The following is a 13,747-nucleotide window of genomic DNA, read 5'->3' on the forward strand; positions in this document are numbered from 1 at the left end:
AGCAGAATAGAATTTATAGTAATTATTTCTTGAAACTACTAACTACTTCACCACTTTATCTTTACTAGGGGAGGGACAAATGCCGTCAGGGAAAGAATATGCGAAACTCTATGGCAAGGCGAACACCGCCTATTGTCAGGGCAACCTTGAGGATGCCGCCGTCATTGTCAAAGAAATGATCAGCAAGTATCCCGATGATGCCAACGTCATCCTTTTACAGGGACACATTTATGTCGGACTACAACAATACAGCTTGGCCGAGGGACGTTACGAAAAAGTGCTGGAATTGGCCAAAAATTCTGCCAATTTCTTTGAGCTGGTAGATTATGCTCGACGGGGTCTCGATCAGATTCAGCAATCGCGTTTTGAAGCCGAGAATGGAGATTTTATGATCGCCGCTGCGGAAAGCATTGCCTACAGCGAGGCAGCTTTCGATCCCAGTCAAGGTTTCAGCAATTCTTTGTCCGGGGGGTCGCAAGCGGCTGCTATCGAGCGACAACAGGAGGTAGTGGACTGGGATAGTGGTCTTTTCAATGACGAGGATTTCGGAGAGCCTACGGCGGGTACAGTCGATTCCTATGGCGATGATTTTGGGGAATCCGAGGCAACCGCCTTTAGTTCCCTCATCCTGGCTGGTTCAGGCTCTCACGGTTCCCAGTGGTCCGGGGATTCTGCGGATGGAGAACCCCCTTTCCCCTTTTTGGAAGCAGCGGAGATTGACCCGCTGCAGGAAGGGTGGGGCGGTGGGTTAGGGTCAACGGGAGAAGCCACTTTTACGGCTGACTGGCGGGAAAATCCCGTCACCGGTCGAGATCAGGAGTTATCCTATGCCGATGCCCCAGAAACAAGCACTTTTGCCATTGACCCGGAACTGCCCCGCCGACAAGCGGCGAAAACTGACCTTAATCAGGGCAGAGTGACTCAAAAAAGATACGAGGAAGACGAAGCCAGAGATTTTAGAGAACTAAAACTCAATGATGAGGATTTAGACGGTTTTTCCCAACTGCGTCTGACGGATATAGGCGAAGAACTGGGGGAATCGGAGCTATTTACCGGTTCGGGAGAGGAAGCTTTAACTGCTGGTTTTGTCCCCGAACCCAGGGCGAGCCTTAATGCCAGTTCTGCTGTGGGAGAGCCTAGTTTTCATCCTTCTCGTCTAGAAATCCCCGATGACAAAAGAGATAGTCATCTTGGCCCTGTTTCCGAGCGCCTGTTCGGGCCAGTGGTGGAAGTCAATCCGGGCAAATTAGCCTTTTTTGTCAACGCTTCTTTGGGCAAAAAACAACTAATTTTAGCGGCTTTAGCGGGTATTACCCCAGTGGTGTTAATTTTTGCCGTTAGCACCACCTCTTGGCTTTCTGCAAAAGTTGCCCCCAAAACAGCCCCAATACCACCAGCACCAGCCAGCCTTTCTCCTTGGAGTCAACCGAAACCAGCAATGATGTTATTAACTGGATTGGGAACCTTTGCCCTAACTTGGCTAGGTTTACAGTTGCTAATTAGTCAAATTAAGCGCAGTCTCGACGATTTGCAAAGCCAATTCGATCATCTTTCGGAAGGCAATTTTAACGCTAAAGCGACGATCTACTCGGAAGATGAATTTGGTCAACTGGCCAATCGTTTCAATCAGATGGCCAAGGTGGTGGCAACTATCACCACCTTGGCCCAAGGCCGCGCCGCCGAAACGGAACGGGAACGGAAAAATCTACAAAGGCAAGTGATTCGACTTCTCGATGATGTGGAAGGAGCGGCTCGGGGGGATCTGACCGTGGAAGCGGAGGTAAGTGCCGATGTTTTAGGGGCGGTGGCCGATGCTTTTAATTTGACGATCCAAAACCTGCGCGAAATTGTCCGACAGGTGAAAAAAGCGGCAAAACAGGTGAATCAAGCCAGTACCAATAGTGAATCTTTCGCCCGCAATCAGTCTAGCGATGCCCTGCGGATGGCGGAGGAATTGGCCGTCACCCTTAATTCGGTACAGATGATGACCGACTCAATTCAAAGGGTGGCAGAAAACGCCAGGGAAGCCGAAGAAGTCGCCCGCACTTCCTCGATTACCGCTCTCAAGGGGGGCGATTCCGTGGAAAGAACCGTAGCGGGAATTCTGCAAATCCGCGACACGGTATCAGAAACGGCACGAAAAGTCAAGCGTTTGGCAGAAGCTTCCCAGGAAATCTCGAAAATTGTCGCAGTAGTCTCTCAGATTGCCTCGCGAACCAATTTATTGGCTCTTAATGCCTCGATTCAAGCGGCGCGAGCAGGAGATGCAGGCCGCGGTTTTGCGGTGGTGGCCGATGAGGTACGTCAGTTAGCCTATAGATCGGCTAAATCTCTTAAGGAAATTGAACAGATCGTTTTACAGATTCAATCGGAAACGGGTTCGGTAATGATGGCAATGGAGGAAGGGATTCAACAGGTTATCGATGTCACCGAGCGCTCGGAACAGGCCAAGAAGTCCCTAGAAGATATTATCCAAGTTTCTAACCGCATCGATACGCTGGTGCGATCGATTACCGCCGATACGGTCAAACAACGGGAAAATTCCCTCAATGTCGCCCAAGTTATGCAGTCGGTGGAGTTAACCGCTCAGGAAACTTCCCAAGAATCTCAACAGGTGGCGGGTTCTTTGCAAAAATTGGTGAGTATCTCCCGGGAGCTGCTTTCTTCGGTAGAACGGTTTAAGATAGACTCGGAAGATAATTAGTAATCGATGAGTGGTAATCAGTGGGTTATTGATCAGCTGCTATCGCTCAAGATTAACCGCTAGAGTGAGTAAAGTTATGCCTAAACTTAGTCTCTGCATGATTGTCAAAAATGAAGCCGAAAATCTCCGGCGCTGTTTGGATAGCGTTAAAGGGGTGGTGGATGAGATGATCGTTATGGATACGGGTTCGACCGATGATACGATTGCTATTGCTAAAAGTTACGGTGCTATAGTTCCTAGCTACGATTGGCGGGGGAATTTTTCCGAGGCCAGAAATAAGGCTTTAAAATATGTTACTGGCGATTGGATTTTAGTTCTTGATGCCGATGAGGAATTAAATCCTGCTATCGTACCGAAAATGCGTCGGGCTATGGAAAAAGAGGAAAATTTAGTTATTAATTTAATCCGCCATGAAATCGGAGCCATACAATCACCCTATTCTCTAATTTCGCGGCTATTTCGCCGACATCCTCAAGTCACTTTTACCCGTCCCTATCACTCAATTATTGATGATAATGTGGCTATTTTATTAAAAAAAGAGCCTGATTGGAAAATAGTTGAACTGCCAGAAATTGCGATCTTTCACTACGGTTACACCGTCGATAAAATAGCCAGCCTAGATAAGTTTGAACGGGCAAGAAAAGCGATGGAGGGCTTTTATCAACAACATCCCCACGATCCCTATGTGTGTAGTAAATTGGGAGGGTTATATCTGAAGATTGGCAGGGATAAAGAGGGTTTTAAGCTGCTCAAACATGGTTTAAAATGCCATGGCTCTAATCCACATATTTTATACGAGTTATATTATCATCTCGCTAATTATTATTATTCAGTGGAGGAATTTAAGCAATCAGGCGATCATTTCGTTAAAGCGATTAAGCAGCCAATTTTAGATAAATTAAAACTGGGTGCTTATAATAATTTCGGTGGGTTATTATACGAAGCAGAAAAATACGAAACTGCCTTATCTGTATTTGAGAAAACCGTAGAAATTGATCCTAGCTATGCCGATGGTTACTATAATTTAGGACTGGTTCTCAAACAACTGCACCGGCTACCAGAATCGATTAAAGCTTATAAAAAAGCTCTCAAGTTAAACCCCGATAATCCCACTATTTACCAAAATCTAGGGGTTGCTTATATAGTTTTCGGTAGTTATAATGAGGCGATCGAGATTTGGCAAAAAGGCCTACAATTATTGAAAGATCAGGGTAATTTCTCTCGCGCTGAAATGCTACAAGAAACCCTAAAAGCTTTGGGAGCAAGTGTATTGAAGGATGAACAGTAACTGTTCAGAGTTGTTGGCAAGATTGGGAGCAGCCACTGCATTTAAATTGCGAATAAGCAGTTGAAATGCAGTACACCTGATTGCTAAAACCCTGTCTAGTCAACTCCTGTGAGGATTTTTCCGAACTAATTGTTAATAGGATTATCGAGGGGTTAGACGCGGAAGACTTAGGGGTTTTGATAGAAATGATCAAGAGATAATTGCTGCCGTGTAATTGACCTTGACAAGAAATGCTATAATTTCCTAGCAAGGGGGGAAACTAATCCCTCTCAGGGTTGCCATCGCACAATTTTGTCGGTTACTGGTTCTCGTCAGCTTGTCTGTCAAATATACCAATTCTATTTTGAATCGGTGCTGTTATGTCAAGATTCAGGGTTTCTGGCTGCAACGGAACTGGAAAATCAAACAATCTATTTCTTCAAATCTTCTTACCTTGGACAAAAATAATGAAATTCGAGGAAATCCAAGAGATTCTTAATCGGCAACTGCTCAAGCTTGAGAATCGCTGTCTCAATGACACAGAACAATTATTATTGCGAGGACTTTGGCAGAAAAAGAACTATCAAGAAATTGCCCAAGAAAATGGTTATAGTAGCAGCTATCTTGCCAATGTAGTTGCCCCAGGACTCTATGATAAAGTCTCGCAACTGATCGGACAAACGATCAATAAGAAAAATTTTTTATCTAGACTACAATCTCATTTTACCAACTCCACATCGCTTCAGTATTGCGGTCAGGAATATCTCCAAAATGAGCGTCCAGAATACCCAGATGCTCCTGTTCCCTATAATTCTTATTATTATCTAAAACGAACAAAACTTGAAGCAAAAATTATCGAGGAAATCGGACAATCTGGGGCGTTAGTACGCATTAAAGCTCCCAAAAAATGGGGGAAAACGTCTTTATTATTAACAATTTTAGAGGCTTGTCAACAGCAATTCGGTTATCAAATTGTTAGTTTAGATTTACAAAAAGCAGACCAAGATATTATAGCAAATTTTAACAAGTTCTTACGCTGGATTTGCCGTAATTGCGCTCGGCAGTTGAATTTAGAAGCCAAATTAGATGATTATTGGGATGAAGATATAGGAATTAAAATGAGTTGGACAATTTATTTTGAAGAGTATATTTTACGAGAAATCAAACAGCCACTAGTATTGGCTTTAGATGGAGTGCATCGAGTCTTTGAACATCCGAAAGTAGCGGAAGATTTTTTACCTTTAATCCGAGCTTGTTATGAAGAATCTAAGCGATCTCCCCTGTGGCAGAAATTACGTTTAATTATTGTTCAATCCACAGAATCTTATGTTTCTCTGCGATTAGAACAGTCTCCTTTTAATGTGGGATTACCCATAGAGTTACAGGGTTTTGATCAAGAACAAGTGGCAGAATTGGCCAAAAAATATCAATTAAATGAATTAGCAAACAACGAAATTCAACAGTTGATCGACTTAGTGGGGGGACATCCTGCCTTGATTCATTTAGCGATTTATCATCTTAGCCAAGAGCGAATCACGATGCCAGATTTAATCAAATCAGCAACTACATCAACGGGGATTTATTCCTCTCATTTACAGCTGCACTGGGTCACTTTACAAAAACAACCAGAACTTGCCGATGTTTTTCAACAGATTTGTCAAGGGAATCAACCAATGATAGTTAATCCAATTATTGCTTATAAACTTAATAGTATGGGTTTAATTAAACTCAGAGAAAATCAAGCAATTGTCAGTTGTCAGTTGTATCAAAAATACTTTATAAGTCAATATACTGGTTCGGTATAAATAAATTTTTGAACCATGGTTTTAAGATAGCGATCGCTCAAGCCAATCATTATTAAATATCGTCTGATAAATCCGATTATGAACGTCCATTTTCCCGTGACGCTTTACCACTAATCCAGATAAAAACAACTCAGGTAAATAGGGATTGTTATCAATCTGTATTGCTTCTTGATGGAGAATTTGTCGATACAAGGTTAATAAATGGGTTCGGTTTGGACTTTGAAGAAGGCGATCTTGAATAGTTTTTAAATGTTCGGGTTGATCCTGCATCTCCCAATCTTGAATAATTTTTTCTGCTACTAAGTTGGCTAACCATTGTTCTTCTTGATTAGAGGGGATTGGTTGCTCACTATCCCGCATCAGTTGACAGAGTTTTTGAGTTAAGAAAGGTTGCCCTCCCGTCCAGCTTAAGACTTGTTTGAGCATGGTCTGAAGATTACTGACTTTTTCTGTTAACCCATATAATAAAGGTTGAGCTTCGTGTTCTTTAAAACTTGCTAATTCAATAGCGTTACCAATATTAAAAGGTGTTTTCTGGGGGTCAGTAATTAAAGCTGAAGGTGTGGTAGCACCAAAAAAGGCAAAAGTTAGCTCTTGAAATTGAGGTTGAATCGCTCTCTGGTTATAAAAATAACGAATTAAAGCAAAAAAGTCAGAGACATCAAATTTTAACCCTAAAATGCTATCAATTTCATCAATAAATATAACAGTCGATTGTCTAGATTGCCTCTGATTAAAATCGTTATTAACTAGAAGAAAATTTTCTATAAATTCTCCTAATCGTTGTACAGGAGGCAGGTCTAATTGTTCACTCCACCAAGCTTTAAAAGTTTTCAATTCTTTGATTAATCCAAAACTGCGGAGCAGATCAACGGCTAATCCTTTATACCATTGTTCGGGGGTAATATTGTCTGTTCCTAGCCGAGTTAAGTCAATTACTGCACATCTAATTCCCTCCTTTTGTAATTGACCCATCATGCGTACCATTAAGCTAGATTTTCCCATTTGACGTGCATTTAAAACATAGCAAAATAGACCTTTTTTGAGAGCTTTATAAAGATTGCGATCAGCTTGTCGAACCACATAATTCGGTGCATCCATCGGTAAACTGCCCCCCACTTGATAGACAAATTTGGGAGGTTGTTCAGCACTTTTAAGCAGGTCATTTTCAAAGATAAGTTCTGCTTGAGTTGCTTTCAGTACCTCTAAAGTATTTGTGAGTTCTTTTGTCCGTTCTTCTACTCTTTGTTCTAAGGTTTGATAGAGTCTTGAGTTATCAATAGAGATAGCGGCTTGAGCTGCTAGAATATTTAATAGTTCAACCCTTTCTGAGGTAAATGCGCTAGTTGTTAAATTATTTTCTAAATAAACAATTCCTTTTAATTGACCTTGATTGAGTAAAGGAGTACAAAGAATAGATTTAGTTTTTTTAGCCACAATATAATAATCATTGGTAAATTGACCTTCAGATGTGGCATCATTTAAAACGATAGTTCCTTTTGTACGAGCGACATAATTAATAATGCTAGTGGGTAAGATAGGAATTGAATGATCATAGTCGATAGATTCTATGGGAATCGGCTGTAAGATATTAAGCGTTTCTTGATCAATTGTTCCTTGAGCTTCAATGACCCAATTTCCTTGCTGTTCTAAAATCAAATAACCTTTCTGCGCTCCTGCATTTTCAATGACAATTTTCATTAAGTTTTGCAGAAGATTTTCTAGTTTAATTTCTCCAGAAATCGCTTGCGAGGCTTTAAGAATAGTGGTTAAATCAAGAACTGCTCCATCATTACCAGTGGTTGAAATGGTGGTACTCAGTCCTTTAGATTTGTTTTGATTGCTAATGCCTAATAAATATTGAGGGTATTCTTCTTCTAATTGTTTAACTTTGGCCTTTGCACCCCAACGAATGTAACAATGATAAGCATTTCTGAGATATAGTTTAGCAATTTCTTCTCTACCTAAAGTAAAATAAAATTCAGAGGCGCGTTCATAAGCTAAAGCCTCTTCATGGATGAATTCGTATTTTTTTGCTCCTTGAATTGCTTTTTCATAAAATTCTTGAGCTTTCCAGTTTTGACCTAAGACTCTCGCTTTTTCTGCTTCAACTAAATCATATTTGTGTTGACAATTTTCTGGACAATGTTGAGTCCATAACTGCATAACATCTTGATTTTTGTTAACTTGCTTAATCAATTCTACTAGGTTTGGTCGATGGGATTTAGCATTAACATAGTTAGCGATTAAAACAAGAGAGAAATAAAAGAAATGTTGGGTTGCAGGCAAGTATGATCTACAAGAGTTAATATAATTTTGCGCTTGTATGCCCTGTTGGAGAGCATCCTTATAATTAGCAAATAAGTAGTTTAAGAGTTGGTGATAAAAATAATAGATAAACAGCAGCCATTCGTTATTACTTTTTTTCCAATCTTCTAAATATTTTTTCTCTTGTTTTTGATTATTACCAATTAAATAAATTTGGCTTTTGTTTTTTGTTGTCTCTATTAAATAGGTATTACTTACATGACAAATATCAATATAAAATAAAGAGTATTCTTGCTTTAAATTACTAATTGATTTTCTGTATTTAATATAATTTTTATGAACCTCATCTAAATTGTATCCTCCGAAAAATTTGAACAAGCAATAGCTGATAGCTATCATAGCGGCAAAAGTCAAATTACCACTTTTTATTCCTTTCTGATAGCCTTCCAGTAAATTTTCTAATTCTTTTTCTTGCCTCAACCATTTCTTCCAGTACCATATAAAGCCATAATATAGCAAACTAACAATAGATTCTAGTTTCATTTTTTCTGATTTGTTTTCGTTAAGATTATGCGATAATTTAATAGACATATTACCCAATTTATAACCCAAATCAATATTACTAATTGTCGAGCATAATAACATTCCATAATAAATATAGGCTGCCGCAGATTGAGGCGAATTTCCATATTTTATAAACAGCATAATTTGGGTTAATATTACTTCGATATGTAAGGGAAAATTAGTAGTAATAGTAGAAAACATAATTTGTTGTAATATTTCTATGGCTTTAAGTTTGTATATATCTGTCATTACGGGCAGATTAGCTAAATTATCGACTTCTATCTGTTTAATTAACCAATCTACAGATTTTTGTATTCTTGATTCTATGCTGCTTATTTCGAGTTCTTTTAATTTACCAATTTCGAGTTCTTCTAAGGCTATCAGAGCCGTATCTATAGCTTTACTTTGCTCCATTTTAGAATTATAGCAAAGTATTTGAATCTCATATAATGAAATTCTATCGAAAATGTTTTTGGCTCGTTTTAGAACAAGTTTGCACTTTTCTTCAACTTGTTCGTACTCTGAAATTAGATAAAGGGTTTCCAACATTACTCGATGCACTTCAAACATTAATTTATATTGTTCATTCCAACTTTTTTCATTTAGCAACTCTAAGGACAGTTGAAAATATTTTAAAGCAGTTCTATAGGCCATCGAATCTTTTGCTTTTTTAGCTGCTTGTAAATTTAAATTAGCCAATTGATATTGTTCTAGTTGCTCAGTAATCAGGTCAGAACCTTCGTTTAAGTGATTGACAATTTTAAATAAATTATCTCGTAATTCTTCTTCTCTTACAGAGTTAAGTAATAAACGACCAATTCGTAAATGGGTTCTTTTTTTTTCTTCTTCAGTAATTAAAGAATAAGCAGCTTGTTGTACTCGATCATGTAAAAATTGATAGGAAATATGGGTGTAGTTTTTAACGATTTTTTCTAATTGCTTTTCTGAAAATCCTTCTGAATCCCCAATTAAGGCTACTTTATAATTGTGATTTAAAGGGATTACTAAACCTTGATTAAGAGCTAAATTTAGTTGTTTAGCCGTAATCATTAGAGATTGATTATTAACAACAGAAAGCGTTTTTAGACTAAATTGATTACCAATACAAGCGGCTAATTTAAGAATATCTTGAGCGACTGGCTCTAAGCTTTTTATTTTTTGACTCATCAAGTCAACGATATTATCAGTAATCGACACACTTTCAATTTGCTTGATATTCCATTGCCAATAACCTTGGTTTCCCTTTTCTCCATTAAGACAATATGGCTTAAATACAAAAAAACCATCCTGGTGTAAAGAATAAAGAAGTTGAGTAACAAAAAAAGGATTTCCCCCTGTTTTTTTGTTAACTAACTTCGCTAAAGGTTTCGAAACTTCCGTTGAACAAATTAGCGTATCAGCAATTAATTGATTAATATCCCTCAGTTGTAATGGATATAGGGCGATCTCTGATATAGTTACTTTAGCTTGCTTAATTTTGTCTAAAGTCTCTATGAGAGGATGAGTCAGAGAAACCTCATTATTTCGATATGACCCAATTATCAAAAAATATTGAATATCGGGGTCTGATATTAACTCTTTAATTAAACTCAATGAAGAGAAATCCGCCCATTGTAAATCATCAATAAAAATCACTAACGGATGTTTCTTTTGGCAAAAAACTTTTAAAAACTTTTTAAAAAATAAATTAAATATATTTTTATTTTCAGTTTTTTTTAGCAAGTCAACAGGTGGTTGTTTACCAATAATTTTCTCTACTTCGGGAATAACATCAATAATGATTTGACCATTATTACTTAATGCTTCTAAAATTTGCTCTTTCCAAAATTTTAAAATATTTCCTGGTTCACTAAAAAGTTGGGGGATTAAGGTCTGAAAAGCTTGAGAAATAGCTGAATAAGGAATATTATTTTGTAATTGCTCAAACTTTCCTTTAATAAACTTTCCTCTTTTACCTGTAATGGGTTTATGAATTTCATTGACTAAAACTGATTTACCAATTCCTGAATAGCCAGAAATAAGGATCATTTCCGTTGTTCCCTGACTAACCCTATCAAAAGCAGTTAAAAGTTGAGTAACTTCCCGTTCTCGGCCATAAAGTTTTTGAGGAATCTGGAACGTTTCAGTAATATCTTGGCTGCCTAAAGAAAACTGAGAAATCTGTCCTAACGTTTTCAACTGCTGAAGGCAGTTTTCTAAATCAGCTTTAATTCCCCAAGCACTTTGATATCTTTCTTCTGGTATTTTTGCCAATAGTTTGCTGATGATATTGGAAACACCTAAAGGAATATCTGGAATGAGTTCATGAATCGGCAAGGGTTGTTGGGCAATATGACAATGAACTAACTCCATCAGATCGGTGGATTCAAAAGGAAGTTTGTTGGTTAAAAGCTCATAAAAAGTAACCCCAAGGCAATAAAAATCACTGCGGTAATCTAGACTTCGATTCATTCTTCCTGTTTGTTCTGGGGCCATATAAGCTAAAGTCCCTTCTAGTTGGTTAGGTGAGCAGGGAGTGAGAAATTCTTGGGATAAACGAGTAGAAATCCCAAAGTCAATGATTTTCAGTTGTCCTGTTGTAGGGTTATAGACGATATTAGAGGGATTAATATCTTTGTGAATAATATGAGCTTGATGAATTCCTGCTAAACTTTCAGTGATTTTAATAGCAATCACTAGAAAGTCTTCTAAGGTGAATGGACTTTGGGAGAGTAATATTTTTAAAGATTGACCACCAAAGTCTTCCAAAAGCATCACTAGACTATTATCATATCGATCTAAGTCATAAGCTTTGATAACACCGTCCAGATTTAAAGAACGAGTAACTTCATATTCCTGTTGATAGTGAGCAAGTTCTAACGGCGTTGGGTAATTCTCTTTGAGAATTTTCAGAATAACCTGTTTATTATTCTTTTTCAGAATAGCTCGATGAACTAAAGAATTAGGACTTTCATAAATGTTTGCAATGATTCGATAGTCTGCCATGTAACCTTATGAGTGTTTCGTTTGAGCAAATAATTATTACAAAAGAAGTAAAATTTTGACCCACTAATAAAAATAGTGGGTCACTCAATCCTTTTAACAAGAACTGGAAGGAATATAGGGATTTTCGGGAATATATTGATTATTATCTGTGTTTTTGATCCATGCTTGTAACTCTTCTTCAGTAACTGTTATTTCACTTACTTGTGGTTTGGGGGGATAAGGGATAATCCATTTGAGTAGTTCTGGATCATTGACTGTGGCATCAGCCAGATCCCCTTGAAAGGAATTCACATTAATTTCGAAATCATAACCTAGCTCTGGATATCGTTCTGCTAGTTCAAACTCATCAAACATTGGAAATATCATGTTTTCAGAGATAGGACAAAAAACGGTTGCTAGTAAATGCGCTTCCGTACTGCTATTCCTTTCTCGGGCATTGGCAGCGAACAGCTTTTTTAAATTTTTTTTCGGATCTTCAACAAAATAGGTATGTAATTGACGAGCAGTTTCTCCTTCTTCTGATGTTTCCTCTCCATACCGCCAGATATAGGTAATAATTTGAGAAATTTGTTTGCCTTGCTGATAAGCACGTCTTAGCCATTCCGTATGTTTAGGGATTTCTATGTCTTGCGACTTTAATTCAGACAGAGTTCTGGTTACATTATTAGCTTTTTGGTACAAGACTTTACCTAGCATGATTTGGCCTCCTTATTTAAAGACTGTTTTATGATTTAACGATAAAAACGTTTAGGATTTGCCCAAACGATTTTTTTAACTATCTCCTCAGATAAGTTGTCTTCAAGTCCTATAACTTTTTTTACCCCATCAGCCTGATGATCCATGTGAGGATAATCAGACCCGAAGATTAAGTTATCAGAACCGATAAAATCAATGACCTGAGCCAAACAAGGTTCAGAGGGTTCCACTGCAATGTAACACTGACGGCGAAAATACTCCGATGGTAATAATTTTACCCGATCTTGGACTTCCCAATGTAAATTTTTATACTCCTCGTCCAGCTTCCATAACCAATAGGGAAGCCAACCACACCCTGACTCTAGAAACGCCACCCTCAGCCTCCGATGACGTTCTAAAACCCCCCCTTCAATTAAGGCTAACAGTGCCATCATCTGCTCCATGGGGTGAGAACAAGCATGAAGCGCAAACCGACTATTAAACCGCTCTGCACCAGTGGTAGGTAAGCGGCTATGAGTGCCTTCATGAATTCCTACAGCCATGTCCAAATCCTCGCAGGCCGTCCAAAAGGGTTCATAGGCTGGATCGCTCAAAATTCTGCCTTTAACGGGGTTAGGGCGCAAAAAAACCGCCTTCCAGCCCAAGCTTGCCATGCGGTGTAGCTCTTTGACCATATCTTCGGGATCGTGTTGATTGACTGCAGCGACTCCTTTCAGTCTGGCCGGGTCATAGCTACAATATTCTTCTGATAACCATCTATTATAGGCACGGACAAAAGCCCCCATCACTTCGGCGGGTAGGCTATCAATGGCAAATAACCACAGTCCATAAGTAGGATAAATAAAGGCCCTATCTACCCCCATTTGTACCATTGCTTGAACATGGGACTCTGGGTTATAGCGATTGAGATAAGCTTGGGGATGAGCTTGCATCATCTGCTTATTCCCTTCTGCTTGGACTTGTGGGGAGATTTTTTGACTAATCGGTTCTCCTTTGATTTTCATGTCAGCAGAAGGAGCAAATTCCCTAAATTTAGGTTCTAGGTATTGGCCCCACATTGCGGGGGGTTCAATGACGTGGGAATCAGCATCAATAATTTTGTACCCGTTGAGCATAGAGGTTTTTTGGCAATTTTCTACCTAAATTATATTTGATTGGGAAAAAGCGATCGCTTTTTTTAGGCTTTTTTTTCATCCCCTAAAACTCCATGGATTGATTGGGTTAAACTTGATACAACACTTTATAAAGCTTAACGAATGGAAGCGATTGAATTTAAAATGATTCTTCATCATGGCACAGTTGTCATTCCCCCTGAATACCCCTCTAAGTGGGCTATCCATTAGTCACATCTTTCTTAACATAAAATTTGACAAAAAGAGAAAAGTGTGCAAGATGGCTCAAGGAGGTTCTATGGGGGGACTAATTTGATGAGATAGTTTCCAAGTCTGGCTGATATCA

At 38.6% G+C, this 13,747-nt stretch carries 6 protein-coding genes; 3 read left to right on the forward strand and 3 right to left on the reverse strand.

Annotated features, from left to right (window positions below):
- Positions 1-79: 79 nt before the first annotated feature.
- The 3 genes from IQ224_RS08085 (at position 80) to IQ224_RS08095 (ending at position 5,776) form a co-directional block, all read left to right on the forward strand.
- Positions 80-2,704, forward strand: coding sequence for a methyl-accepting chemotaxis protein (locus tag IQ224_RS08085; protein WP_194032812.1), 2,625 nt, complete (start codon positions 80-82; stop codon positions 2,702-2,704).
- 76 nt (positions 2,705-2,780) lie between these two features.
- Positions 2,781-3,992: a glycosyltransferase gene (locus IQ224_RS08090; protein ID WP_036402385.1), complete on the forward strand. Its 1,212-nt coding sequence runs from the start codon at positions 2,781-2,783 to the stop codon at positions 3,990-3,992.
- A 446-nt stretch (positions 3,993-4,438) separates the two neighbouring features.
- Entirely contained in the window at positions 4,439-5,776 is a 1,338-nt protein-coding gene (locus IQ224_RS08095) for an AAA-like domain-containing protein (protein WP_002747170.1), read from the forward strand.
- Between the two features lie 21 nt (positions 5,777-5,797).
- Here the strand turns inward: IQ224_RS08095 and IQ224_RS08100 are convergent, their stop codons facing one another.
- From IQ224_RS08100 to IQ224_RS08110, 3 genes are all read right to left on the reverse strand, one after another.
- Positions 5,798-11,593: an AAA family ATPase gene (locus IQ224_RS08100; protein ID WP_194032813.1), complete on the reverse strand. Its 5,796-nt coding sequence runs from the start codon at positions 11,591-11,593 to the stop codon at positions 5,798-5,800.
- A gap of 93 nt (positions 11,594-11,686) precedes the next feature.
- Entirely contained in the window at positions 11,687-12,289 is a 603-nt protein-coding gene (locus IQ224_RS08105) for a hypothetical protein (protein WP_002747166.1), read from the reverse strand.
- 35 nt (positions 12,290-12,324) lie between these two features.
- Entirely contained in the window at positions 12,325-13,404 is a 1,080-nt protein-coding gene (locus IQ224_RS08110; RefSeq protein WP_002747164.1) for an amidohydrolase family protein, read from the reverse strand.
- Positions 13,405-13,747 lie beyond the last annotated feature (343 nt).

This window comes from Microcystis sp. LEGE 00066, assembly GCF_015207925.1.
Taxonomy (GTDB): Bacteria; Cyanobacteriota; Cyanobacteriia; order Cyanobacteriales; family Microcystaceae; genus Microcystis; species Microcystis ichthyoblabe_A.